The sequence below is a fragment of the Prevotella sp. 10(H) genome (genome assembly GCF_000711235.1).
In the GTDB taxonomy this organism is placed as follows: Bacteria; Bacteroidota; Bacteroidia; order Bacteroidales; family Dysgonomonadaceae; genus Dysgonomonas.
Genome location: NZ_JOMI01000005.1, coordinates 164,727 through 190,293, shown reverse-complemented (window position 1 = coordinate 190,293; position 25,567 = coordinate 164,727). Strand labels below are relative to the sequence as shown.

Below are 25,567 nucleotides of genomic sequence, written 5' to 3'. Positions count from 1 at the left end.
CCAAGAAGAAGCTAATAATCTTTAATACAGATTATTAGCTTTTTTGTTTTGTTAAATTGCACCACATTTGCACAACTTGTATATATTTTTGAATATATAAATTACCTTATCCTATCCCTCATCAATAAACAAAACCTCGAAAAAGGAATATAAGTTAATTCAACCCCAAAATATTATTTCTCTTTATTTGGATAATAATTAAATAGCCCTTGAAACACATTTTCAAAGGCTATCTATTTTTTTTGTTATTCTTTCACCTCGCACTCCGGCAAAATATCTCGTAATACTTTCAAGTAAAATATAAATTGATTCGTATGTTGGTGAATTGTTTTATCGTCACAATCCGATAATTGCTTTTCTATCAATAATGTAATATAATCATAAATCAATTCATCCAGCAGTTCTGCAAATGCTATAGGGCTGTATCTTCTGTAAGAAATTTGTAAAAACATTCAATGATAAGTTAATCGCATTTTCCATTATAAAGAAATATATTGTTTAAAGATGTCATCTGAGTAAATAATTTGATTAATCTTCTTCATACAGAACATAATTTACGTCTGTTAATTGCATTGTACAAAAATTGGTTCCCGAGTTTGTATCGAAATTTCCGGCAGGCCCAAAAGGCGGGTATGGCGAATTAGCATGGATTATATTTTCTCCTATTGTAAGCTGTATCCAGAGATTATGAGTTCCGGTTGTCAGCTTTCCTAAAGGAATAACAGAAAATACATCCACAAATAACTGCGGAGTTCCTCCGGCAGGTACCGAGTATGTTCTTATATATGTTTTTTTTACTACACCATCCAAATATACAAGTACATTAATTTCTTCCCAAAATCCGTTATCTGTCACTGCGTTATTTATTGTTTTTTTTGAAGTAAATCCTGTTAATCCCATCAACAGATATTTATCTTTTGTAGCATCGGATTTTACATTTAGAACCTCTTTATAAACATACTGATTATTGAACAAACCGTTTTTGGGCTTTTTAGAGTTCGGCTTGGAGCCGGATTGATAAGTCAGGTCACTATAACTATAATTAGTGGTTGTAGCTTTGCTTTGCTCATAAGCACCAAACTGCGTTGTTATATGGAACTTATAATCAGGAAAAGTCATAGTAGACCAGCCGTAAGTGCCGTTTCCCTTACTTGTCAGCAACTGACCATCGGTGCCGAATGAATCTACTCCAATCATTTGCATCCATTTTGTCCCATCCCATTTATATAGACTGTTACTCTTTACAGCATTGCCGTTAGCTCCCCCGCCTGTGCCGTTAGCTGTATTATACACCATCAGCCCTGTAGCAGGATTCGCTACGGTTGTTCTGTCTGTTGTTCCCTTTAGTGCGACTCTTGAGATCAACAGACCTTTATTTGTGTCTGTAAGATCAAGTGCTGCGCTTGCTGCGGTAGTTGGGGTAGCTCCTATGCCTACATTCCCACTTGCGGTTACGCGCATTCTTTCTGTATTTCCGGTTTTCATTATTACCGGTGCAGAAGTTGTTGTTCCGATGAAATTGCTGGCAGTTATATTTGCATTTCCATCAATCGACCACATATTGTCCGTGTTTCCTCCATCCTGTATAGTCTTCCAGTCATAGGTTCCATCGCCTTTGCTTATCAGCGACTGTCCGTCGGTTCCATAACCGCTCACAGAGACCAGTTGCATCCATTTTGCGCCATCCCATTTATATATGTGATTACCCTTTATCGGATTGCCGTTAACACCTCCGCCTGCACCATCAGTTGTATTATACACCATCAGTCCGGTTGCAGGACCCGATACAGTTGTTTTATCTGTAGTTCCTTTGAGTGCAACTCTTGAAATCAACAGGCCTTTATCTGTGGCTGTAATATCCAGTGCGGCACTTGAGTTTGCTATGGCAGGTGCGGTAGGCCCTATGCCTACATTCCCGTTTTCGGTAATCCGCATTCTTTCATTATTACCGGTTTTCATTATCACAGGTGCAGAAGTAGTTGTTCCAAGGAAATTGCTGGCAGTTATATTTGCATTTCCCTCAATAGTCCACATCGCTCCTGCCGGTATAGTAATGGTTGACCAGTCGTATGTCCCATCCCCTTTACTTATCAGCGTCTGCCCATCCGTCCCATGCGATTTTACTACTACTACTTGCATCCATTTAGCCCCATCCCATTGATAGGTTCCCTCTACCAATCCATTTGCAGTACCGGTATTGTATACAGTCAATCCCTTATATTCCAATCCTTTAGTATCTATGTCTACCTGAAGTACTGTAGGAGAAGTTAATTGAACACGGGGAAGACTAAAACCTTTATCTGAATTCTTACCGGTACTGTTGTCTTCTTTAAGTTCTAGCAACGAACCTTTACGCGGCTCGATGCCGGACCCGATAGTAACTTGCGAATAAATGGGCAAAAGAAAGTTTATTCCAATTGTAAATAGTAATATTTTTGTCTTCATCTGTGGAATTTTTGTATTTACAGATACAAAATTCGTTGTTTATATTTTTAGATTGATTAATTTTGCATATATTAAACCGATTAATGGAAAGAAAAGAATTCCATAAATTGCATAATGCCCCTATTTTATTCTAAAAAAATATCCCAATGATATTATCCAACAGGTGAAAGTGTATAAAGTATATAAACTATATACAATATTGTTTAAAATCTACAAATAAGAAAAATTTTGAGAATAAGGGAAGTGAAATAATTAACAAAATTCTCCTTTGTATTCCTCAACAGGTAAAACCTGTCAATTTTATTATGAAGGAGCTCGATATTGGAAGGGTGTCAGCTTACCGAAGGCTGAATGGAGAAATCCCCTTTACGTTCAATGAGATTATCCAATTGGCCCGCACATTGAAATTCTCTATTGATGATGAGTTATTCCTCGATCCGAAAAGTAAATGTATTATCGATCACGGTGATTATTATACTGATAAATCAGAAGTGATAATTATAAAAAATTTGCAGAGGTTTTTAGATTATGTTCCGGCTGATAATAAGGTTGATAAGAGGTGCATAATTATTGTTGCTAATTATTTATGGTTTCTATATACATTACATTTCGATTATTTATTTAAATTCTATTATTTTAAAATAACACAACAAAATGATATTTCTTCCCTGAAAAAGAGAATGGGAGATGTAATGATTTCTGAATCCTTAAATAAATTACGTATGGAAGTAAATTTTACGAAGAACATGACCAATACAGAAAGGACATTCATATTCGACAGGTACATCTACTTCAATACATTATCGGATATACAATACTATTACAGGCGAGGACTCATAAATGATGAAGAATTGGAGCTAATAATATGTGATTTTAAAAAATTATTGTATTATATTGAAGGAGAGGTTATTGAAAAAAAATTCAATGGCGAGAAAAACCATTATTACATTTCTCAAAAAAATATTTACACAAATACAGCATCAGTAAAACGTGATGATAAACTATATTGCTTCTTCTATCAAACCCCTATCATTCCTTTGACATGCTATAACGATCAAATGTGTCATTTTCATAGGGACTACCTGGAATCGTTTAAAAAACAAAGTTATTTTATTTCCGGCTCGTGCGAGGATGTACAGATTCAGTTTTTTGAAGATCAATATGCTTATATACAGGGTGTTATGGGAAATAAAGATTTACTGAAATATTAAAATGTTATTCAATAGTGGTGACCTATATGATATCCGTTACAGAACATACATTATTTTAACTTTGCGAGTTCGCTTATTGATATAAAAATTGTGGGAAAACAATGCCCCTGTTACCGGTAATAAAAACTATATTATAACTTTTTGAATGAAAATTTCCCAGAACAGCATATAAAGAATTATAAGAATATAGTGATGCACTCCGACGGACAGGATATGGCACATATTGCCGGAATGCTGGAAAACGGCAGTATGAAAGTGCATGTTGGTAAGACATTTCCATTCGAAGAAATCCCGGAAGCACACACTGAATTAGAGAATGGAAAAGTACGAGGCAAAATAGTTATCACTTTATCGTAGATTAATTAAAATAGTGTATTTTTGCTTATCACATAAATCAATAACCATGGATGCACAAATGTTATTAAAGGATTCAAATGTATTTCCGTCCAATGAAGTTTTGAGAGATACACTTGGGGATACAATCTACAATGTACTGGAAACTTTTTTAGGAACAATTACGGATGAAGAATACGCCTTAACACCCGAATGGAGATTTTATAACGACGGAAAAGCATGGCTTTGTAAATTTGTATATAAGAAAAGAACTGTCTTTTGGCTGTCAATTTGGGAAGGGTTCTTCAGGCTGGGTTTCTATTTTACCGAAAAGCATATTGATGGTATTGCCGCATTGGATATTTCAGAAGTTATCAGGGAAGATTTTTCCAAAGCTAAGCCGGTAGGCCGCCTGCTTCCTATGATATTGGATGTGAAAGATAAAGATCAGCTTAAAGATATATTGACCGTTATCCGTTTTAAAAAGAGTCTGAAATAAAGCTTTCATTTATTATGGCATATGCTCTATTATCTAGCACTGATCTTAATGAGATAATCAATGTCAGCTATTGAGAATATCCGGTTAGAAAATATACATATTGGAGAATTTGAAGACGTTGCAATTCTTTTGACAGATGCTTTCGAATCCAATCCTGCTTATTCTTTGATTTTTGAAAAAAGTAAATTGCGCGAGGGTTTATTATGGCTATTCAAAGCCAATCTATATCTTATCAATCGCAAGAAGATAGTAACGACAGTAATAAAAGAAAAAGATTCTGGTAAAATAATAGGAGTCTATTCTTTAATACCTCCGGGCAGGACGAAAAACCATTTTTCCGACTATCTGCATATCGGTTTACCCCGCTTCATTATGAAATTTGGTTTTCGTACTTTATTTAAAATGACGGATATGGATTCTTTTAATAAAGAAGTTCTCCGGAAACCCCTTCAGTCTGAAGTATTTTATTATTTATCTATGGTTGTTATAAAAAAAGAATATAGAGGAAAGGGCATTGGCTCTTATGTTATCAAAAAGTGTTTGGATAAATTATCTAAAATAGAAGATAATTGCTATACGGTCGCTTTAACTACACAGTTAACGGAAAATGTAAACTTTTATTCAAAGTTAGGCTTTGAAAAAATAGGTGAAGAATATCTGAATTATAAGGGAGAAAGATATTATAACTGGAACATGAAATACAACCTGTTGTTGAAAGAGCCGAGTAGGTTTTCTTAAAATCATTTCAGAATGGTTAAATAACAATTTTTTTGTCCGATTTAACAATTACCTCTTATATTTTTGTTCAGGAGGATTAAATGAAGATTGACAATTGCGGTAAAAACAAACAGTACCTTGCAGATTTAAATACATCATTACTTTTACCTTTTTACGAATTCGGTCTGGTTGCAGGCTTTCCAAGCCCTGCGGCTAATTACGAAGGACGATCTATCGACCTGAATCAGGCTTTGCTTATCGATGCCGATAATACACGGTTCAGACCTGTTTTCGACGATGATTTGGAAGGGAATAAAATATATGAAGGCGATCTGGCGGTTTGTGACACTTCTCTTTCGCCAGACGACGGGAATAATCTCTTTGCAAAGGTTCATGGAGATATTCTTCTGCGTGCCTATAAAAAAGATACATATGCACGCAAAGTAATTTTGTCCGCAACAAACCCGAAAGTAAAGGATATTTCACTTAGTTATGAAAACTCTTTGGAATGCTTGGGAGTCGTATCATATACCATTACCCCACATGTAGAGAAAGATATATTTATCCGTGACAGGTATGAGAAAACTATCGACTTGAATAAATTACTGATAAAGCACCCTCATTATTCATTCCTGGGACTCATTAAAGGCGATAGTATGAAAGATGCCCGTATATTGAATGGTGATCTGGCAGTAATAGATAAATCCTTGCCTTACTATACGGGACATAAAGCTCTCTGCCGGATTGAAAACAAATTCACAATCAAATTTCTTGAATGGGATAAGAACAAACGCTTATGGCTGAAACCCGCGAATGATGATTTCGAGCCTATAGAAGTAAAGAAAGATAATAACAGGGTAGAAGTGTTCGGTATCATTACCTATACTGTTACTCCTCATCAAATAAGATTCGATAAAACAATATGATTGCGATTTGCGATGCCAACTATTTTTATGTAGCTTGCCATATGCTGGTAGAGCCACGGTTATGGAATAAACCTGTAATCGTATGGTCCAACAACAGAGGGGTAATTGTCAGTCTAAACCCTGCTGCTAAAAAACTCGGATTCAGGCGTGGTATGGTAAGCAAAGACATAGAAAGAGATATAAAGATACATGGTGTGATAACCTTTGAATCGAATTATCAGTTTTATGAGGATATTTCCGCAAGGTTTCTGTTTGCTCTTTCCGAAAAAGTAGAAAAAATGCAGAAAAACAGTATTGATGAAGCTTTCTTATCGCTAAAAGGTTTCGGGCATATAGGTTATGATAAATATTGTCGCGAAATCAGGGATTACGTTAAAAAAAATGTAGGTTTACCCACAGGTATCGGAGTGGGAACAAATAAGACTCTGGCAAAAATCAGCAGTAGATTTGCAAAACAATACACTCGGTTCGAAAATGTGTTTGTAATGGATACCGAGCAAAAACGTATCGAATGCCTTAAACGTACCCCAATAAAGAATGTATGGGGACTGGGTGGCCGTCTTTCGGATACCCTTATCAGCAAAGACATAAAAACGGCATATGATTTCGTAAGCAAAGTATCGCAAAAGCAGGCTCGCTCATTATACAATGTCGATCTTGAACGTACATGGTGCGAACTGAACGGTGAAATCTGTTATGAATTGGAAACGGTAGAACCGGATAGAAAAGGTATATCTGTCAGTCGGACATTCCAAAAAGAAATAGAATCACTGGATGGAATCAGACAAGCCGTAGCTACTTATACGGCCGTATGCGCTGAAAATCTGCGGTCACAGAGGTCATATGCAAGATCGATAACTGTATATCTGGAAACTAACCGTTTTAGAAAGCAATTTGGAGCTTATAATCCAGACAAGTCAATAAAGCTTCCTGTTCCCACAGATACAACACCTATGCTTATAAGATATGCACTGGCTTTGGTCGATAATATGTTTGTACAGGGCTTTAAATATAAAAAAGCCGGAGTAGTAATCAACGGCTTTGTCAAATCCAAGCAGACGGTATTGTTTGATCCTCAGCCGTTAGATGATAAGTTTGCATTGATTAGCCCCGTAGAGGATTTTTATTCTCACGGTTTCGACAGAAAACTGTTATCACAGGCTGTTATGGGATATGGAGAGGGCAATGACATTATTGAAAGAAATATTTCGGATTGCCCGACAACAAACTTTAGGCAAATAATCAGGATAGATTGTGATTAAAAAAAACGGGACCGAGGCTTTAGTAATTGTATAACGTCCTGTATTCTTTACTCTCTAGATTGCATAATTGCCAACTCCACCTGCTCCTACATGGATAAGTACACGGTTTCCTTTTGTAGGTGTCCGTTATATATCAGTGCCAGCCATGCCGTTAAAAATAGCGGCGGCAGCTTGCTCCATGGATAATATTGTGATGCCTGTCCGCTGCCTTGACGTGTTTTCAGGTCTATGGGATTGATACCGATGGCTTTTACCTGAATAAGAACTTCTCCCTTATGTATTTGTGGCCGGAGATTTCTTTAATTTGTAAAATTCTCGATTCCACCGAACTGTTTTAAAACCATTGCTTTCATTGTCGACATATTTTATTCTTTTATGTATAACAGGCAGTTAGTGCTATTGGTTTTTAAATATAGACATATGTGTATAACTCGGATTGAATTTAAAATATATAGATAATAAAAAACGGGAAGACTTTGTAGCCTTCCCGTTTATATTATAAATTGTTTCGGATTAATACCGGTTTCTGTTGTATCCGCCACCGTTTCCACCACGGCTGTTATATCCGTTGTTGCTTCTTTCAGTTCTAGGGCGTGCTACATTTACATTAATTGTTTTTCCTTCAAAATCGCTTTCATGCAATTCAGAAATGGCGTTTTGCCCTTCAGTGTCATCAGACATTTCAACGAAGCCAAAACCACGAGATCTTCCGGTTTCACGGTCTGTAATAATTTTAGAAGAAGTTACTTCTCCATACTCTGCAAATAATTCATGTAAACTTTCGCCGCTTGTGCTAAAGTTTAGATTTGATACATAAATGTTCATTTTATAAAAAATTAATTATTGATATTGGTCATTCTTCAATTTGTAAGCGCGATATTAATGGCGTTCATGCCTTTTTTACCACGTTCCAATTCGAATGTAACCTTATTTCCTTCTGTTATAGAGGCCGGTGCGCTACTTATATGGAAGAAATATTTATCCATACTTGTTGCATTTTTGATAAATCCATATCCTTTATCCGGATTAAAATACTCTACACGGCCCTTGAGTATTGTATCCTCCATATCTTCTTTTTTCGGAGTAGAAACCGCTATATCATCGATTTCAACTTCTTGTTTTTTTACCGGATCCGGTGGGGTACTGGTTATTACTCCATTTTCGTCTACATAAGCGATCATATCATCGAATGATCCGTTACCACCATTAGCTTTACGCTCTTCTTTGCGTTTTTGTTTTTCTTGTCTTTTTTGTTCTCGCTTCTTTTCTAATTCTCTTTTGTTGAATGATATTGCCATATTTTAATCTTAAGAAATCTTGTTTTTATATAAATATTTATTGTTATTATTGATTGATCTTATATTTTAGAAGCATGTAATCTGATATAATTCGCCACACGTGCATCTCTTTCAGCTTGCGACAGATGAGCCGGAAGTTCAATGGTTGTCCTGCTGCTTATTGCAATAAGAATCACATCTCCTTTTTTTTCTTTTATTTCCCTAAGTGTTAATTCTGCCTGTTGATTGACAGAACTTCTTTCCTGACGCGTTATTTCGCCTTCTTTTTTACTGGTTGGAGAATTTTGTTTTACTGCCATAATATTTTATTTAAAATGAGTTTATCTTTTTAAGTTATTACAGGAAGTTTTTTTCCTGTCAGTTTCTGGATATCCCTTACCATTTCGTATTCTTCATGCGAACAGAAAGTAAGGGCCGTGCCTGTATTTCCTGCTCTGCCTGTACGCCCTATACGATGAACATAGGTCTCTGCGACATCGGGTAAGTCATAATTGATCACCAATTCCAGATTAATTATATCAATTCCTCTTGCGGCAATATCCGTCGCTATTATTACACGTGTTTTACCTGACTTGAAATTTGTAAGAGCACGCTGCCTCGCCCCTTGGGTTTTATTACCATGGAGGGCTTCGCATCCAATACCGCGTTTATTCAGTACCCTTGCAATTTTGTCTGCTCCGTGTTTTGTGCGTGAAAAAACCAGGACAGATTTTCTTTTATCTTTTCCTAAAATATCGATCAGCAGCTGGCTTTTATCAGGCTTCTCAACAAAATATAGGCATTGCTCGATAGTATCTACTACCGATGATACGGGTGCAACTTCTACTCTTGCCGGATTCTTAAGTATAGATTTCGACAGACTTGCTATAGCCTGCGGCATGGTAGCCGAAAAGAACAGTGTCTGTTTTTGTTTAGGTAATATCGGCAATAAACGTTTGATATCGTGAATAAACCCCATATCCAGCATACGGTCTGCTTCATCCAATACAAAATGACGGATATGATTGAGATTTATATGTTTTTGTTTAATCAGGTCGAGCAAACGTCCTGGTGTGGCTATCAGTATATCTGTTCCTCGTTTCAGTTTTTCAACTTGAGGATTTTGATTCACTCCTCCGAATATCACTGTATGACGCAGATTGGTATACCTTGAATAATCGCTGAAACATTCGTCTATCTGAATAGCTAATTCCCGGGTAGGGGTTAATATCAGTGCCTGTATGTTTCGCTGTTTGCCTTGAGGCTGTGATTGATCTAGTTGTTGAATAATGGGTATTGCAAAAGCAGCAGTTTTTCCTGTACCGGTTTGTGCTATTCCCAATAAGTCTCGTCCATTGAGAGCAACAGGTATTGCCTGTTCCTGAATAGGTGTAGGGGATGAATATTCTTTTTTTAATAATGCCTTTAATATAGGCTCAGAAATATTTAATTCTTTAAATGTCATGTAATGTTATTAAATTGTTACAAACATCTGTAACAATGGTTTTTGATTTGTTTGAAGAATTCTGTTCTATTTCATAATAGAAAGAAGAATTTTTGCGTTATATATTATTGATTGTTTTTGCTTTAATTGATTGCTTGAATTACAGCCTGTTCCGTCTTTTCAAAAAGTTCAGAAAAAGGCATATTTTTTACGGGCAGTGGGTCATGGATTGTTAGTTCGAGCTTATTACCTATACCCAAAGGGAAAACTCCCCATCTTGTCATTTTCCATGAATTATTAATCGTCACTGGAACCATATAAGCAGACGGCGCATATTTACACAGAATTTTTAATCCGTTCTCTGCAAATGGTCCGGGTTTCCCAGTTTTACTCCTTGTTCCTTCGGGAAATATTACTGTTGACCGTTTATTGACCTCTATATAATGAGCCATTTCCTTTATTGCAGATAAAGATTGCTTAGGGTCTTTCCTGTCGATAAGCACCGAGCCTCCGTGGTTTAAATTGTACGAAATACTGGGAATACCTTTTCCCAACTCAATTTTACTGATATATTTCGGGTGTACTTTTCGCATAAACCAACCAATAGTGATTATATCATAAAGGCTTTGGTGATTAGATGCAATAATCAAAGGTGCACCTATTGGTACTTTATCAATATTCTTTATTTTATATCTTGTACCCAAAATATAGGTTTTAGCTACTAAAAAGAAGTAAAGCATATCCACACTCTTCTTATGAGCTTTATACCCAAACAGATTAAAACTCAGCCACTGAATAACGTGAAAGATAACTAAGATACTTCCAAACAGCAGATAATATATAATCGAAAGAGGATACGCTATTAATTTCAGCATTTATACTCCTCCAGCTAACTTAGCATTCAAAAATTCAGCTTTCAGATTAGAGATAACTTCTTTAACACTTGATATCTTTTGAGACAAATGGACATTAATCCCTGTGAAAGCATAACCTTTTTTCATATTGCCTCTTGCTGCCTGATAAAGACACTGGACAATACAGTAGGGACTCTTCGTATAATCGCAGGTTTTTATACAATGAAAAGGACAACTTTTAGGCGCTTCATTCCCTTTTTCCACACTTTGAATAAATTCGCCATCAATAGCTCTTCCCGGCATTCCTACGGGACTTTGTATAATTTTTACATCTTCATATTTTGCATTAACATATACGTTCTTAAATGTATCGGATGCATCACATTCATTAGTTGTAACAAACAGAGTTCCCATTTGTACTCCCGATGCTCCCATCTCGATAAAACGCAGTATATCTTCTCCTGTGGAAATTCCACCTGCAGCAATTACCGGTATGTTCTTTTCTCCTTTATATGAATCGGCTATACTTACTACTTCGGGAATAAGTTGCTCTAATGAATATTGTACATCTTCGAGCTGATTTACTTTAAACCCTAGATGACCACCCGCTTTAGGACCTTCTACAACAATGGCGTCAGGTAAATAATCATAATTATTTTTCCATTTGTCGCATATAATCTTGGCGGCCCTGGAAGAGGATACAATAGGTACCAGTTTGGTCTTGCTTTCTTGAGGTAGATAAGAAGGTAAATCAAAAGGTAGTCCGGCACCGGCAAAAATAACATCTACTTTTTCAGCTATGGATGTTTTTACCATATCGGCATAGTTGGTTAAGGCAACCATAATATTTACTCCAATTATACCTTTGCTTTTTTCTCTGGCTTTTTGTATTTCTTCTTTTAAGCCCAAAATGCTCTTATTCAGATAATCTCCCGGAGATTTACGGTAAATTAGACCTAGTCCGGCACATGATATAACGCCAACGCCTCCTTCATTGGCGACAGCCGAAGCTAATCCTGATAAGGAAACACCTACGCCCATTCCACCTTGAATAACCGGAAGTTTTACTTCCAGATTGCCTATAAAAAATGATTTCATTTATTGCAAAAATGTGTCACGATATTGTGCTACACACCCTCGCGACTTGTTAATAAATTACAAACAAATAAGTTGATTTTGATGTCGATTTTGACTATGGGAAGTTCCGCAGAATAATGGCGGATCAAAGCATTGAAAATAAAGATACAATATAAACTCGATTGTTCAGAGCCCAAATATACGAAAATAAATTAAGATTCATACAATTATCATGCTTATTTACAATATATTTCGAAAAAAAGAGTTGAATTGAAGTTCAATAGGCATTCTTTATACATTCTTTTTTAAGGTAAGTATTACTGCCTGTTTCAATAATAACACGCGAAGTGTGACTTACCCTAAACAAGAAATGATTTTTCCTTATTTGTTTTATTTTCATAGCGGCTAATAAAAAAATAAGTTTGGTATATTCCGGCATATTAGCCGAAAATTCGTTTATGTTTTCCCACAATCGCATCATTACATCCGTATAAATATCTTCTGCATCATTCACATTTTTTACATATGAAAGAGCAAAGAGCGTATAGTTTTTCTTGTATTATTCGAATACAGAAGAAAACATCTCTAATTCTATCGGTTTGTTATCCATATGACGATGCAATATATTAATTCAAAATTAATAACTAAAGGAAAAGACAAAATTTTAATTACTTTTTTTTAAGAAAAAGCTTTAAGCTTTGATTTTTTTATATAATTTGCACCCAATAAAATTTCACTATAACTATGATTAAAAAAATTATTCTTATTCTCTTTTTATTACTCTCAATTACTTCTTGGTCTCCTGAGCCAAAGAAATGGGTTGCTATTGGTGATTCAATCACGTATCTCAACGATCATTTGGATGAAACAGGACACAGGGTGAAAAAAGGATACCTGACCCGAGTAACCGAATCTTTACCTAACCTTCAATATATCAATAAAGGATATAATGGCTGGACATCTGGTAGGATTGCAAACCAGATTACAGAGCTTGATATTCCTGAAGCAGACATATATACTATATTTTTAGGTACTAATGATTGGTGGGTTGAAAGACCTGTTGGAACAGAGGACGATTATATGCAAGATAAAGGTAATAAAACTATTTATGGCTCTTTCCGTATTATCATCAATTATCTACGTGGATTGAATAATAAAGCAAAGATTATTTTAATCACGCCTCTGCAGCGGGGAGATTTTGTATATATAAACGATCATAACAATAATGCTCATGGTTCTTATATGCCGAAAAATGGACAAGATTTTTCACAAATAGCAGATGCGATAAAGAGGATAGGGGAGATAGAAGATCTTCCGGTGATAGATTTATATAACGATAGCAAAATCACATTAAAAAATATGGTGAAATTCAAACGATTAAAAGACCCAAAGACAAACCAATATAAAGAGTTTCGTTATCCTGATTATATTGGGATTCCATACGATTCAAAGAATGATGAATATCCATATCCCGAAAAAGCTATCGATATGACGTATGACGGGCTTCATCCCTCGGACAAAGGGAACGAAATAATAGCAAAAATGCTTATTAAAGAATTTAAAAAATCAATTTATTGATATATAATTCTAGATGTTATTAATCTTTATTATAAACTGACTGCCTTCGCCGGGAACGGAATTTACATCTATTGTACCGCCATGCATGTTTATTATTTGCCGGCAGAAGCTTAGACCGATGCCTGAGCCCGTGGATTTTGTAGTATAAAACGGCGTGAATATCTTTTTTATAATGTCGGCGTCCATTCCGGTTCCGTTATCACATATAGTAATGATAACCTGATTGAATTGACTTTCAGTTGTGATTATTTTTATTTGAGGAGTGGCAACATTTGTGCATGCCTCATATGCATTTTTCAAAAGATTTATCATTACCTGCTCCATTTGTTCTCTGTCTGCGTAAAGGATTAAATCATCAGGTGCAATTAATATGTGTGGCTGAATATTTTCCTTTTTCATTAAACCGACTACATCCTCTATTAAGGCTTTTACCTCTATTTTACTACGCTGCGGGGAAGGTATCTGTGCCAGCTTTTTATAGTTATTTACGAAATTGATTAAGCCTTTGCTCCGCCGATGTATTGTCTGTATAGCTTTGTTTGTCATTTCGGGGCTGTTATCATTACCGGATAAGGTTTCAGACAAAGATATTATTGGTGTCAGAGAATTCATTATTTCATGTGTCAGTACACTTATCAATTGTTGCCATGCTATATTCTCAGTATCTTCAACAACCGGTTGAACATCTTTTAAGCTGTATACATTGAGTACATTTCCTTTAACTGTTATTCTAGAAAGATTAATAATCAGGCTTCTGACTTTTCCGCCTTGCTCTAATTTAAATATTCTGGAAGATTTTGGTTGTAAATCCTCTATTGCTTCTCTCAAGTGAGGTGGAGAGTCTTTTATATCTTTTATTGTAAAAGGCTTTGGCCGTCCCAAAAGATCTAAAGCGAATTTATTAATCCATATAATGCTACCGGATGTATTAGCAACTATAAGGGCAAAATCTATTCTGTTCAGCAAATTATCATAGAAATTCATATCTGCCTCCCGTTTCTGAGCATATATATTTATATGCTCCAGTGTACGAGAAAGAGCATTATGATATGATTTATATGTATCATCGGAAATATCATTTATGAATGAAATATTATTTTCTGAAAATCTGATTGAATCGGTAAATTGCTCAAACTGTCTTACTGTTTTTATATTAAGCATGTACAATCTGTATCCCAAATATATCAATATAAACACACATAACATTGATAACAAATAATGACTATAAACAAAAGCAAAAACTCCTCCGATCGCAATTAATACAATGGCAGTAATATAGAGACCTATACGAACATGTAATTTCATCACTTTTTATTCAATTTTCTGTATAAGGCAAATCTGCTGATGCCAAGTAGTTCAGCTGCTTTGTTCATATTCCCTTCACTTATATCCAATGCCTTGTCGATAGCCTGTTGTTCAAGTAGCTCCAGATTCAAAGTCTCATTCCCTTTCAATTTCATCGGTTTATGACTGCTAATGATGTTCAAGTCATTCATCTGCAATGTTCTGCCGGATGACAGAATCACAGCACGCTCGATTACATTCTGGAGTTCCCGTACATTTCCCGGCCAGGAATAACTTATTAAAAACTTTTTAGCCTCATTCGATATCGTTTTTATATCTTTCTTGTATTTCTGATTATACTTGATGAGAAAATGCTCAGCAAGCAAAATTACATCATCGCCTCGCTCACGCAAAGGCGGCAGATATATTTCGATTGTATTTATTCTATATAATAAATCCTGGCGAAATTCTCCATTATGTACCGAGGTATATATATCCGCATTTGTAGCCGCAATGAATCGCACATCAATAGGAACAGACCGAACAGAACCCAATCGGATTATATATCTTTTCTCAATAGTTGTTAACAATTTGGCCTGCATTGCAGGGGATAAATTTGCAATTTCATCCAGAAAAAGCGTACCACCGGATGCAACTTCTATCCTTCCTTGCTTTTCTTTCTTGGCATCGGTGAATGCTCCTTTCTCATGCCCGAACAATTCGCTTTCGAAAAGCGATTCAGAGATACTACCCAGATCGATCGGAACAAATATTTTATCGGCACGGGGTGAATTATGATGAATAGTACGTGCTATTAAATCTTTGCCTGTTCCATTCTCTCCCAGAATCAAGACATTCGCCTCGGTATCGGCCATTTTTTCCACCATGCTGAAAATATCCAGCATCTTTCTGCTTCTACCAATAATTTCTACCGGCTGCTCGCCAGTAATAACTTTAAGACGGGCTTCCAGATTCGTCACTTCATCTTGACTTTCTTTTATTTTTAATGCAGAATGTATGGTTGCCAGAAGTTTCTCATTTTCCCAAGGTTTGGCTATAAAATCCGTAGCACCCAGTTTGATTGCCTGTACGGCTTTAGCTGTATCTGCATATGCAGTCATCAGGATAACTATAGCTTTAGGATCGAATTTCAATATTTTTTCCAACCATTCGAATCCTTCCTTTCCACTCGATACGTCTTTATCAAAATTCATATCCAGAATGATAATGTCAGGATTGAATGCATGCATAAAGCTCATTATATTTTCAGGCTTGGTACTAACCTTTACCTTCTCCACATGCTTTGACAACAAAGCATTAAGTGCAAACAAAATATCTTCGTTATCATCTATAATCAATATTTTCCCTTTTCCTGTCATCTGTGATATTCATGAATAATATATGTTGCTAAGATAAGTAATATATCAATAGAAAGATGTGCGTATTTGAACATATTATGTGTGGTTTTACACATAATTTGCATATTGTATTTTGATTAATTATTTAATAATCATAATCTTATATAAACGGCATGGTAATTGATTTGTATTATGCAAGAAAATGACCGGATGAAAAAAGCACTCTGCATAATACTTCTTTATTCTTTGTTTGGATTAAACCTTCTTGGGGATAACCTTCAAAATGATACTTTGAAACTCAATATAGCTACTGCAATTGATATTGCCCGCAGGCAATCGCCTGATGTATTAGTTGCCCGTCATAGTTTCAGATCTTCTTATTGGAATTATTGTTACTATAAAGCAAATTATAAGCCGGCACTTTCTTTCTCTTCTCTACCATATTATAATAATCAGATTAATATAGTGACAATGGAAGACGGTACCTCTGAATATATCACACAGAAACAGCTTCGCACAGATGCAAACCTTTCCGTTACACAAAATATTCCCTGGACGGGAGGAACAATTTCAGTCAATACCAGCTTGCAGCGTCTCGACATACTCGGAGATTCTAAACGGCATACCTATAAATCAAATCCTGTATCAGTAACAATACAGCAATCTATCTTCGGTTACAATTCATTAAAGTGGGATAAGAAGATAGAACCTCTACGATTCGAGGAGGCGAAAAAATCCTATATCGAAACACTGGAATTAGTTTCAGTAAATACAATTACAAAGTTTTTCAATCTGGCAAGAGCACAATCTAACCTCCAGATAGCAAAACTAAATTTTGCAAATGCAGATACCCTTTACACATTTGCAAAGGGACGATATAACATCGGAACGATTACCGAAAACGAAATGCTTCAACTGGAAATAAACAAGCTGACTGAAGAGAGCAATATGTCCAATGCCCAGCTCGAAGTAGACGACTATACAGAAGCACTGCGGACATATCTTGGAATTACGGACGAGATTATGATAGAGACAGATATCACTCACCAAATTCCCGATCTGGTGATAAATATTGAAGATGCACTGTCAAAAGCAATAAATAATAGTTCCGATATTGTAAATATGGAGCGCAGAAAACGGGAAAGCGACAGTAATGTAGCATACGCCCGATCTCAGAATGGATTGAAAGCTGATATCTATGCACAACTGGGGCTGACACAAACAAATGAAAATATAAGTCGTGCCTATAGAGACCCTCAGAGTTACCAGTACATCGAACTTGGAATTAAAATTCCCATTTTAGATTGGGGACGCGGAAAGGGTAGAATAAGTGTTGCCAAATCTAACAGGGATATGGTATATACACAGGTAGAGCAGGACAGGACAAATTTTGAGTTGAATATAAACAAACTCGTCAAACAGTTCAACTTACAGGCCAATCTTGTAAAAGTAGCTGTAAAAACAGATTATACCGCTAGTCGAAGAAATGATGTTGCGCGCAAGCTATATATCTTGGGACGGTCTACAATTTTGGATATGAATGCAGCTATAGCCGAACAGAACTCAGCCCGGAGAAACTATGTAAACGCTTTATATAATTATTGGCAATTATATTATACAATCCGAAGCATTACTCTTTTCGATTTTGATAAAAAAATTCAGTTAACGGAAGATTATAATGCTTTGATAAAATAGACACATATGGATGTAAAAATTGAAAAGAAACCCTTTATTATACGCTACCGCTATTATATTGCAGGTATTGTAGCTCTGGCAGGATTGATAATATATCTGCTTGTCGCTGCTACAGGCCCGTCGGTACAACGTCAGAAAAAAGAGAATCTGCGGATATCGGAAGTCAAGGAAGATAAGTTCCTTGAATATCTCGATCTGGAAGGAATCGCCCGGCCTAAAATGACAGTTAAACTAAATAATATGGAGGCCGGACTGGTAGAGCGTATTGTTTCTGATGAAGGCAGCTTGTTGAAGAAAGGAGATACGATTCTTATACTCACTAATCCGGAACTGATCAAAACCATAGAAGATGAACATGACAATCTGGAAAAGCAACGTATCTCACATCAGGAAAAACTTTTGCAAATGGATCAGAAAACTTCGGAGTTGAAGAGAAATTCCATGAAAACGGTTTACGATCTAAACAGGCTGAGTAAGCAACATGAACTGGATAAAGAAGAATACGCTATAGGTATAAAAAGTAAGGCACAACTGGATGTATCTACCGAAGAATATAATTACAACCAAAAAAATGCACGACTTTTATTGAATGAACTTCAACAAGATTCTATTAAGAATATCTACCAACGGGATTTATTAAAAAGCGATATCGAACGGGAAGAAAGAAAATATCTGAGGAACAGAGACCGGTTGGAAAGTCTTGTGGTACGTGCGCCGATCGATGGTCAGTTGAGTTTCCTTAGCGTTATCCCCGGAGAACGTGTTAGTGCAGGCACTAATATCGGAGAACTCAAAGGAATGGATAATATGAAAATAACAGCTAGTGTAAGCGAATATTATATCGACCGTATCAGTCTGGGATTGCCGGCATCAATTACGTATAAAGACGAAAAATACTCCCTGTATATCTCAAAAATCAATCCTGAAGTAAAGGATCGTAATTTTGAAATCGACCTGTTGTTCAAAGATAAAGTTCCCGATAATATCCGTATAGGAAAAACCTGTCGTATACAAATAGAAATGGGACAGCCGGAGAATGCACTGGTTATAAATAAAGGAAACTTCTATCAGGTGACAGGAGGTCAATGGGTCTTCAAACTGAATAAAAACGGAGATAAAGCCATAAAAACGAAAATTGAGATAGGTCGTCAGAATCCATTGCAATATGAAATTCTGGATGGTCTCAGTGCAGGCGAACAAGTGATTATTTCAGGATATGATAATTTTGAAAATGTGCAGGAATTAATATTAGAATAAATATAAAATAAAAGAATTATGAAAAGTTTTTTAATTTCTATCTTAGTAATCGGTTCGTTCATCGAGTGTAATAAACCGGTAAAGCAAACATTGGAAGCGGATAATACCCAGGAATTAAAGGCCGAAGCTGTGAATATACAGCCTCAGGAAGATACAACTATTGTTACAGATATAGCGCTTGTACAAAGCACTCCATATCTGGATAAGGCATTACAATATCTTAAAAAGCACAACAAATACAGAGATTGGGATGCAAACAACAAGAAACAAGTAATGGTAGGTTTTGTCGGTGAAAAAGACGGTACTACTTCTTATGCCAACATAAAGAAGAGTTGTGGGGTAAAAGAGCTCGATGAGGAAGCTTTGAGAATCGTAAGGGAACTCAAGTATGATGAGCCGGGAACAGATCCTGACGGTAATCCGATACGTGTAGGTAATATGGTTATTATGATAGATTTTCCGGCAAAATAACTATACTGAAAAACAAAATATAAATATGATGATCAAGACCGAAAATTTGCAGAAAGTATTTCGTGGAGAAGAAGTTGAAACGAAAGCGCTCAGAGATGTAAATATTGAGATTAATGAAGGGGAATTTGTGGCAGTAATGGGACCTTCCGGTTGCGGCAAATCTACTCTACTGAATATATTCGGACTGTTGGATAATCCTACAAGTGGCAAATATATCCTGAACGGAACAGATGTAGCAAATTTCAGTGAATCGAAACTGACAGACGTTCGCAAGGGCTTGATTGGATTCGTATTTCAAAGCTTCAACCTGATTGATGAACTGACCGTGACCGAAAATATTGAACTGCCTTTGCTCTATATGGGATTTTCGTCTTCGGAACGTAAGAGAAAAGTGAATGAAGCAATGGACAGAATGCAAATAGCACATAGAGCTAAGCATTTTCCGCAGCAGTTATCGGGAGGCCAACAGCAGCGTGTTGCCATAGCCCGCGCCGTAGTGGCTGAGCCCAAACTGATACTTGCGGATGAGCCTACGGGAAATCTCGATTCTAAAAACGGTGAAGAGGTTATGAATCTGCTTACCGAACTGAATAATAACGGAACAACCATTGTGATGGTTACACACAACCAGCATGATGCCGACTATGCATCCAGAATTATAAGTCTGTTTGACGGGCAGGTTGTTATGCAATCCTAATAGTTCGTTGTAAAAAAGGAGAATTATGCTGATACACTATTTAAAGATAACCCTTCGGGGACTATACAAAGACAAAGCTTTCGCTTTTATCAATATTTTGGGCCTGGCGGTAGCTATAGCCTGTTGTTTTCTATTGATATTCTGGATAAAATTTGAAACCAGTTTCGAAGATATGTATCCCAATAAAGACAGGATATACAGGCTGATGATAGAAGAAAACAGGAAAGATGGCGTCCACTATACAGGTGCCTTACGCGATATGTCGAAGAAATTGAAAGACACATATCCTCAGATTGAAGCTGCGGCTTTGTTTTCTAACACAAGCACTTCCTTACTGAGGGAAGATGCGAAAGAGGGGATTATGGCTAATCTTACTTATACCAATTATGATTTCCTACGAATGTTTGCTTTTGAATATATTGAAGGCTCTCCTCAACAAATAGTTAAAAATAAAGGAAGTGTTATCATGACAGATGAGGCAGCAAAACGTTTCTTCGGGGATAGTTCACCTATAGGTCAAAAACTTTCCTATTATATGATGTCGTATACAGTAGTAGGAGTGGTAAAACTGCCTAAAAACACCAACTTTCAGTTCGATATTTTAGTTCCCGACGAAAGAGTCTTAGATGCCGGGATACAATTTATCATGTTAAAAGAGAATGAAAAAATGACCGAAAGCCTTCAAAAGCAGCTTTCTACATTTTTGTCCACTCAGAAGGAAACCACAAATAAAATAGTCACTCAGAAGATAGCTGATATTCACCTGCATACACCCGAAGAGATAAAGAGTAAAGATAGTTATGGAATTAAACTGATATACGGTAATTATCCGCAACTTATCTATTTCTCTGCGGCTGCTTTGCTTATCCTCATCATGGCCATTATCAATTATGTGAATACATCTATTGCCCGCGCCATGAACCGCATGAAAGAAGTCGGGGTTCGTAAAGTGTCGGGAGCAAAAAGAAAGCAACTGGTAGAGCGTTTTCTTTTCGAGTCGTTTATTATCACAGCTTTGGGTGTGGTTATATCTTTTGCTTTTGTCAAATATATTTTTCCGGTCTTCAGTGAGATAATGGGTAATAAAATCGCCCTGACTTTCGATTGGCAGACAATAGTTATCTCAATTGCTGTATGCATTATTATTTCAACTCTTTCGGGTGCATACGCCGCTTTCTATCTTTCTTTATTCAAGCCGGCTGTTATATTACGCGGGGGAACAAAAAGCAATTCGAAAGACCGTCTGAGGGGAGCGCTTCTGGGTGTCCAGTTTTTTCTTTCGGTAGGTATTCTAATTTGCACGGTATTTATTTATAAACAAATGAATGCCATATTCAACGAAAGTGAGGGAATGAACAGGGATAATATAATTGTATTAGATACCAGTCTATGGTATCAGTCTGAAGACTTTATACAAATAATAAAACAAGAAAATCCTAATATTATCGATGCCACTATGGCAAACTGTCCCCCGTATAATGCTCCTTGGGCTTATGCAGGTATTACATGGGAAGGAATGAAAAATGATATGGGCGATATTGGCATTACCCAAATAGCATGCGACAGCCATTATGCTAATACATTCGGACTGGAAATAATTATGGGAGAATTTATTCAGCCCGGATTACCATGGTGGCAGGATGCAGAAGCTAAATCTTTCAATCTTGTTATTAATGAATCTTTCTTGAAACTGATGAATGTTGAAAATCCTTTAGGAATATCTGTAAACTACGCAGGTTTTACCGGAAAAATCATAGGTGTAGTAAAAGATTTTAATTTTAAGCCTTTGAAAGAAAAGTCTTCACCACTATTCTTATCTTTCAATCCGGAAAGCCAATTGTATATGTATATCAAGACAACCGGAAAGGATAAACAGGCTACTTTGGATTATATACTTAAAAAATATAGAGAGATGAAGGAGTCGCTTACAAAGCGTCCGACTATGTATTCTACAATTGAGGATGATTACAGCAAAATGTACGAAAGCGAGATACGTTCGGCAAAAATGTTATCCGTATTTTCTGTCATTTCTTTATTCTTATCACTTATGGGTGCAGTCAGTATGGTGTCATTCATGATAGAGAAACGAACTAAAGAAATTGCTATCCGGCGCATCAATGGAGCAAAGACACCACATATTATAGTCCTTTTCTGGAAAGATATTCTAAAGAAAGCTATTATTGCATCTGTCATTGCTATTCCGTTATGCTATTTACTGATGCATCGCTGGCTCGAAGGTTATATTTACCGTACATCGTTGAGTTGGTGGATATTTATTGCTGTTCCGCTATTATTGATGTTGCTTATATGTTTGGTTGTGGGCATACAAGTTATACTTACTGCTGGAAAAAGACCTGCGGAATCGTTACGAAGCGAGTGAATATTAATAGTTTTTCTAAAAGTTGAAAATTTAGGATAACAGATAGTTACAAGTCGGTCTTGTAGCTATCTGTTTTTTTAAGAGATAACTCTAAATATTTAATATAAGTTTCTATAATCATTTTGAAAAACCTGTAACACCATACCCGGAGCGGATATATCTCCTTCTGAGGCTTCTTTCAATCCAATTCTTTTAATTAACTCTCCATCAATTATTATTTTATTATCTGTTATCATTACTTGATCAGAAATATTAACGGGACTATCACCAGCCATATCCTGTCCATAAATTTTTATATTAATTTTTTCTATTATCTGTGGATAATTTAAAATAAGTTTTTCGTAATAGCCGAAAATCCCAACTGGAGCAGATAGATTCGCCAGCTCTATAATTACAGTCTCGGGTTTCAAAATACATTCTCGACCTAATGTACGGTCGATAGTTACTATCGAGGTTGCACCATTTGGATATCTGGAAGCCAAAACGAAAGGCTGATCTGTTGAATGCAGGTTACTTATCTGAGGAAGGGGCATATTACGGCTTATTCTTGCCGGGGCTTCGACCTGAATTTCTTCGCCAATTGTTCTGTTTATCCATGATTCTTTCTCTCCGAATATCCAATAATCTTTCAATAGTGCAGAATCGATCTGTGCATCTGAATTCACCCCAAAGGGTTCAGCTATCCTATGCCAACGAACGGCACGTGTAATCTCGTCCATACGTTTTTTCAGATTCCGTCCAACAGGCGGAAAAACAAAATCTTGTTCGCCATTTGGTAATTTCTCATCGAAAGGATAACGCATAATTCCTATGGCACATCCTAATCCAACAGCTATATAAGGCTCATCTTCACAATTTATAATGCCTTTAGCTTTTTCTTTTGTACTATATTTGAGGGCATTCGCTACTCGTTTAATTGTGACCGGTGCAGATGTTATACTTTCCACATCATATGTACGAAATACATCGCTGAACTCGATATATTCGTTTACCATTGCATGTTCGATAAATAAATTAGGAGCATATTGGCGTCCGAGATCAGTCAGGGTCTTACGCCACTCTCTATCACGGTCGTGTCTTCCCCAATCTACTTTCCAATAATTAAAACCTGCATATTTTGCATCATTTAATTTTTTCGTCCAATATTTTTTTATATTAGTATGATCTATATCAATGGTAGATTCTTGTGCGCATATCCATCCCCCTGCACCTTTCCATCCATATGATTTTATTTTGTGAGTCAGATTTTTCAATCGCTCAGCGGATGTACCATAAAAAGAAGGAAAACGTGCTGTATCTAATTCTGTTAAGCCCAAATATTCATTATTTCCGCTGTTTACATTTTGTGGAATATCCCATGAATCATCCATAACAAAATACAAATCGCTACGGATTTTAGGGAAAAAATTAATCCAATTTTCATATTTGCCGGAACCGAATATATTTTTTTCGTTCATTGCTGCGCGGGTGTTGTCAGCTCCTGAAAAATTTACGATATATCCCTGTGTACTCCAGCTACAAAAATAATCTGGCGCCTGTGATGGTGTATCTGGTACCAAAGAACCCGGATGATTTGTTTTACAAGATGTTATAACTAATAATATTAATATTAATAGTGTAATTTTATTCTGTTTCATTACAAATGCATTTTACCATTGAATAGTGTATTTAAAGATCCTTTAAATTCCAGCGGTCTCTCCATCTGATAAAGAAGTGTTCTCCTTGAAAATCAACCGGTAACCAAACGTATCTTCCGTCTATTGCATTTTGAGGATGCCATCGATCTCCCATATAAATATACTGATTTCTTTTTCCCTGTACTGGTAGTATATATGTACTTTGTGAATGAAAAGTCGTTTTTGTCGTATCACCGATACAAGGATCACCTAGTTCTTTCCATTCGCCCAGGATTGAATCAGCTACAGCAGAACGTGCCTGATTGGGAGACCAGCCTGTGCAACCGGACATCATAAGATAATATTTACCGTCTCTTTTAAACATTGCAGGAGCTTCCATGAACCGGCCTACAAAATTGCGGGTATAAATGCCACTGTGATTCGTATAATCATCTGATAGTAAGGCTATGTGTAACGTGCTGTTTTCTTCCGAAGAATAAATATGATACGCTTTTCCATCATCATCAACAAACAATGTCATGTCACGCGCCATTTGCCCATCCATCATATCTCTTGCCAGAATATTCAGAGAATCGGGGTGTGCGGGTAAGCTACCTCCTCCATAACTTTGGCCTTTAGAAGGGATAGTACCGGTTTTATGCCATTCGGTAACATTCAATGGCCAGTGACCAGCATTCGCACGTCGGGCATGAATAAATTTATACGGCCCTGTTATATTATCACTTATAGCCACACCGCTCAGCGCACCTTTATAGCCTTGTCCTTTGGGTTCGAGATGAAACCACATGACATATTTTTTTGTTTTGGTATTGAATATAACTTTAGGCCGCTCCAAGATGCAGCCCTTTTCTATAATACTATTTGAGTTTTCGGGATCAACAGCCAGTGCTATTCCTTCATCTACCCAATTATAAAGATCTTCCGATGAATAACAGTGTACTCCGGCATTCGCCAAATTACCTTCTTCTCCTTCTGTTTTATGTTCGCCAAACCAGTAATATTTTCCATTCACAAATAACATTCCTCCGCTATGTGCATTAATGTGTACCCCATTATTGTCTTTCCATAATTCACCGGGTGTAAATGATTCGGAATACTTGGCAGAACTGCACGAAAGCATGCTTATTACCATACAATAATACAAATACAGAATATATTTTGATGT

24 protein-coding genes are annotated in these 25,567 nt (G+C 36.4%); 12 read left to right on the top strand and 12 right to left on the bottom strand.

All coding sequences use genetic code 11. The features are described from left to right. Positions 1-245: 245 nt before the first annotated feature. Both K348_RS18440 and K348_RS0111455 read right to left on the bottom strand, forming a co-directional pair. Positions 246-452, bottom strand: coding sequence for a hypothetical protein (locus K348_RS18440; protein WP_036930489.1), 207 nt, complete (start codon positions 450-452; stop codon positions 246-248). A gap of 76 nt (positions 453-528) precedes the next feature. After that, positions 529-2,445: a hypothetical protein gene (locus K348_RS0111455; protein ID WP_029905094.1), complete on the bottom strand. Its 1,917-nt coding sequence runs from the start codon at positions 2,443-2,445 to the stop codon at positions 529-531. 305 nt (positions 2,446-2,750) lie between these two features. Here K348_RS0111455 and K348_RS0111450 point away from each other — a divergent pair, with 305 nt between their 5' ends. The 6 genes from K348_RS0111450 (at position 2,751) to K348_RS0111420 (ending at position 7,393) form a co-directional block, all read left to right on the top strand. Beyond that, positions 2,751-3,656, top strand: coding sequence for a hypothetical protein (locus K348_RS0111450; RefSeq protein WP_029905093.1), 906 nt, complete (start codon positions 2,751-2,753; stop codon positions 3,654-3,656). A 141-nt stretch (positions 3,657-3,797) separates the two neighbouring features. Beyond that, positions 3,798-4,013 carry a zinc-binding dehydrogenase gene (locus K348_RS0111445; protein ID WP_029905092.1) on the top strand — a complete coding sequence of 72 codons (216 nt, stop codon included), beginning with the start codon at positions 3,798-3,800 and terminating at the stop codon, positions 4,011-4,013. 46 nt (positions 4,014-4,059) lie between these two features. After that, a complete protein-coding gene (locus K348_RS0111440) occupies positions 4,060-4,488 on the top strand; it encodes a DUF3788 family protein (protein ID WP_029905091.1) in 429 nt (142 codons plus the stop codon). Between the two features lie 60 nt (positions 4,489-4,548). Further along, positions 4,549-5,226 (top strand): GNAT family N-acetyltransferase, encoded by a 678-nt coding sequence (locus tag K348_RS0111435; protein ID WP_029905090.1) that lies wholly within the window; start codon positions 4,549-4,551, stop codon positions 5,224-5,226. A gap of 80 nt (positions 5,227-5,306) precedes the next feature. Next, on the top strand, positions 5,307-6,131 hold the full coding sequence (locus K348_RS18790) for a S24 family peptidase (protein ID WP_051697807.1): 825 nt from the start codon (positions 5,307-5,309) through the stop codon (positions 6,129-6,131). Then, a complete protein-coding gene (locus K348_RS0111420) occupies positions 6,128-7,393 on the top strand; it encodes a Y-family DNA polymerase (RefSeq protein WP_051697804.1) in 1,266 nt (421 codons plus the stop codon). The genes K348_RS18790 and K348_RS0111420 overlap by 4 nt, the downstream gene beginning before the upstream one ends. Positions 7,394-7,906: 513 nt before the next feature. Here K348_RS0111420 and K348_RS0111415 read toward each other — a convergent pair. The 6 genes from K348_RS0111415 to K348_RS0111390 form a co-directional block, all read right to left on the bottom strand. Next, the gene (locus K348_RS0111415) at positions 7,907-8,218 is read right to left on the bottom strand and encodes an RNA-binding protein (protein WP_029905088.1); all 312 of its coding nucleotides are present in this window, start codon (positions 8,216-8,218) and stop codon (positions 7,907-7,909) included. Between the two features lie 35 nt (positions 8,219-8,253). Beyond that, on the bottom strand, positions 8,254-8,691 hold the full coding sequence (locus K348_RS0111410; protein ID WP_029905087.1) for a cold-shock protein: 438 nt from the start codon (positions 8,689-8,691) through the stop codon (positions 8,254-8,256). Between the two features lie 59 nt (positions 8,692-8,750). Then, positions 8,751-8,990 carry a hypothetical protein gene (locus K348_RS0111405; RefSeq protein ID WP_029905086.1) on the bottom strand — a complete coding sequence of 80 codons (240 nt, stop codon included), beginning with the start codon at positions 8,988-8,990 and terminating at the stop codon, positions 8,751-8,753. Between the two features lie 29 nt (positions 8,991-9,019). Further along, on the bottom strand, positions 9,020-10,135 hold the full coding sequence (locus tag K348_RS0111400; protein ID WP_029905085.1) for a DEAD/DEAH box helicase: 1,116 nt from the start codon (positions 10,133-10,135) through the stop codon (positions 9,020-9,022). 122 nt (positions 10,136-10,257) lie between these two features. Beyond that, complete coding sequence (locus K348_RS0111395) at positions 10,258-10,989, bottom strand: 1-acyl-sn-glycerol-3-phosphate acyltransferase (protein WP_029905084.1); 732 nt, start codon at positions 10,987-10,989, stop codon at positions 10,258-10,260. Further along, complete coding sequence (locus K348_RS0111390) at positions 10,990-12,066, bottom strand: nitronate monooxygenase family protein (protein ID WP_029905083.1); 1,077 nt, start codon at positions 12,064-12,066, stop codon at positions 10,990-10,992. A 723-nt stretch (positions 12,067-12,789) separates the two neighbouring features. Between K348_RS0111390 and K348_RS0111380 the strand changes: the two genes are divergently transcribed. Further along, positions 12,790-13,623 (top strand): SGNH/GDSL hydrolase family protein, encoded by an 834-nt coding sequence (locus K348_RS0111380; protein WP_029905081.1) that lies wholly within the window; start codon positions 12,790-12,792, stop codon positions 13,621-13,623. Between the two features lie 9 nt (positions 13,624-13,632). On the opposite strand, the gene K348_RS0111375 is transcribed toward K348_RS0111380, so the two are convergent. After that, positions 13,633-14,784 carry a PAS domain-containing sensor histidine kinase gene (locus K348_RS0111375; protein WP_197027653.1) on the bottom strand — a complete coding sequence of 384 codons (1,152 nt, stop codon included), beginning with the start codon at positions 14,782-14,784 and terminating at the stop codon, positions 13,633-13,635. A 143-nt stretch (positions 14,785-14,927) separates the two neighbouring features. After that, positions 14,928-16,286 (bottom strand): sigma-54 dependent transcriptional regulator, encoded by a 1,359-nt coding sequence (locus tag K348_RS0111370; protein ID WP_029905079.1) that lies wholly within the window; start codon positions 16,284-16,286, stop codon positions 14,928-14,930. A 189-nt stretch (positions 16,287-16,475) separates the two neighbouring features. Here K348_RS0111370 and K348_RS0111365 point away from each other — a divergent pair, with 189 nt between their 5' ends. From K348_RS0111365 to K348_RS0111345, 5 genes are read left to right on the top strand one after another with little or no spacing between them, the layout of a single operon-like run. Beyond that, positions 16,476-17,960 carry a TolC family protein gene (locus K348_RS0111365; protein WP_029905078.1) on the top strand — a complete coding sequence of 495 codons (1,485 nt, stop codon included), beginning with the start codon at positions 16,476-16,478 and terminating at the stop codon, positions 17,958-17,960. 6 nt (positions 17,961-17,966) lie between these two features. Then, on the top strand, positions 17,967-19,217 hold the full coding sequence (locus K348_RS0111360; RefSeq protein WP_029905077.1) for an efflux RND transporter periplasmic adaptor subunit: 1,251 nt from the start codon (positions 17,967-17,969) through the stop codon (positions 19,215-19,217). An 18-nt stretch (positions 19,218-19,235) separates the two neighbouring features. Further along, complete coding sequence (locus K348_RS0111355) at positions 19,236-19,688, top strand: energy transducer TonB (protein WP_029905076.1); 453 nt, start codon at positions 19,236-19,238, stop codon at positions 19,686-19,688. Positions 19,689-19,716: 28 nt separating this feature from the next. Further along, the gene (locus K348_RS0111350; protein ID WP_029905075.1) at positions 19,717-20,385 is read left to right on the top strand and encodes an ABC transporter ATP-binding protein; all 669 of its coding nucleotides are present in this window, start codon (positions 19,717-19,719) and stop codon (positions 20,383-20,385) included. Positions 20,386-20,410: 25 nt separating this feature from the next. After that, positions 20,411-22,765, top strand: a complete 2,355-nt coding sequence (locus tag K348_RS0111345) for an FtsX-like permease family protein (protein ID WP_029905074.1) — start codon at positions 20,411-20,413, stop codon at positions 22,763-22,765. Positions 22,766-22,863: 98 nt separating this feature from the next. On the opposite strand, the gene K348_RS0111340 is transcribed toward K348_RS0111345, so the two are convergent. Together K348_RS0111340 and K348_RS0111335 are read right to left on the bottom strand one after the other, a co-directional pair. Further along, entirely contained in the window at positions 22,864-24,402 is a 1,539-nt protein-coding gene (locus K348_RS0111340; RefSeq protein WP_029905073.1) for a hypothetical protein, read from the bottom strand. Between the two features lie 31 nt (positions 24,403-24,433). Then, positions 24,434-25,534, bottom strand: coding sequence for a glycoside hydrolase family 43 protein (locus K348_RS0111335; protein ID WP_029905072.1), 1,101 nt, complete (start codon positions 25,532-25,534; stop codon positions 24,434-24,436). Positions 25,535-25,567 lie beyond the last annotated feature (33 nt).

Bases quoted from the DNA above. Each gene is read 5' to 3' on its own strand.
- K348_RS0111405 (WP_029905086.1), bottom strand. From the start codon at position 8,990: ATGGCAGTAAAACAAAATTCTCCAACCAGTAAAAAAGAAGGCGAAATA.
- K348_RS0111440 (WP_029905091.1), top strand. From the start codon at position 4,060: ATGGATGCACAAATGTTATTAAAGGATTCAAATGTATTTCCGTCCAAT.
- K348_RS18790 (WP_051697807.1), top strand. From the start codon at position 5,307: ATGAAGATTGACAATTGCGGTAAAAACAAACAGTACCTTGCAGATTTA.
- K348_RS0111365 (WP_029905078.1), top strand. From the start codon at position 16,476: ATGAAAAAAGCACTCTGCATAATACTTCTTTATTCTTTGTTTGGATTA.
- K348_RS0111410 (WP_029905087.1), bottom strand. From the start codon at position 8,691: ATGGCAATATCATTCAACAAAAGAGAATTAGAAAAGAAGCGAGAACAA.
- K348_RS0111345 (WP_029905074.1), top strand. From the start codon at position 20,411: ATGCTGATACACTATTTAAAGATAACCCTTCGGGGACTATACAAAGAC.
- K348_RS0111395 (WP_029905084.1), bottom strand. From the start codon at position 10,989: ATGCTGAAATTAATAGCGTATCCTCTTTCGATTATATATTATCTGCTG.
- K348_RS0111375 (WP_197027653.1), bottom strand. From the start codon at position 14,784: ATGCTTAATATAAAAACAGTAAGACAGTTTGAGCAATTTACCGATTCA.
- K348_RS0111435 (WP_029905090.1), top strand. From the start codon at position 4,549: ATGTCAGCTATTGAGAATATCCGGTTAGAAAATATACATATTGGAGAA.
- K348_RS0111340 (WP_029905073.1), bottom strand. From the start codon at position 24,402: ATGAAACAGAATAAAATTACACTATTAATATTAATATTATTAGTTATA.
- K348_RS0111420 (WP_051697804.1), top strand. From the start codon at position 6,128: ATGATTGCGATTTGCGATGCCAACTATTTTTATGTAGCTTGCCATATG.
- K348_RS0111350 (WP_029905075.1), top strand. From the start codon at position 19,717: ATGATCAAGACCGAAAATTTGCAGAAAGTATTTCGTGGAGAAGAAGTT.
- K348_RS0111455 (WP_029905094.1), bottom strand. From the start codon at position 2,445: ATGAAGACAAAAATATTACTATTTACAATTGGAATAAACTTTCTTTTG.
- K348_RS0111380 (WP_029905081.1), top strand. From the start codon at position 12,790: ATGATTAAAAAAATTATTCTTATTCTCTTTTTATTACTCTCAATTACT.
- K348_RS0111450 (WP_029905093.1), top strand. From the start codon at position 2,751: ATGAAGGAGCTCGATATTGGAAGGGTGTCAGCTTACCGAAGGCTGAAT.
- K348_RS0111335 (WP_029905072.1), bottom strand. From the start codon at position 25,534: ATGGTAATAAGCATGCTTTCGTGCAGTTCTGCCAAGTATTCCGAATCA.
- K348_RS0111400 (WP_029905085.1), bottom strand. From the start codon at position 10,135: ATGACATTTAAAGAATTAAATATTTCTGAGCCTATATTAAAGGCATTA.
- K348_RS0111370 (WP_029905079.1), bottom strand. From the start codon at position 16,286: ATGACAGGAAAAGGGAAAATATTGATTATAGATGATAACGAAGATATT.
- K348_RS0111355 (WP_029905076.1), top strand. From the start codon at position 19,236: ATGAAAAGTTTTTTAATTTCTATCTTAGTAATCGGTTCGTTCATCGAG.
- K348_RS0111390 (WP_029905083.1), bottom strand. From the start codon at position 12,066: ATGAAATCATTTTTTATAGGCAATCTGGAAGTAAAACTTCCGGTTATT.
- K348_RS18440 (WP_036930489.1), bottom strand. From the start codon at position 452: ATGTTTTTACAAATTTCTTACAGAAGATACAGCCCTATAGCATTTGCA.
- K348_RS0111360 (WP_029905077.1), top strand. From the start codon at position 17,967: ATGGATGTAAAAATTGAAAAGAAACCCTTTATTATACGCTACCGCTAT.
- K348_RS0111415 (WP_029905088.1), bottom strand. From the start codon at position 8,218: ATGAACATTTATGTATCAAATCTAAACTTTAGCACAAGCGGCGAAAGT.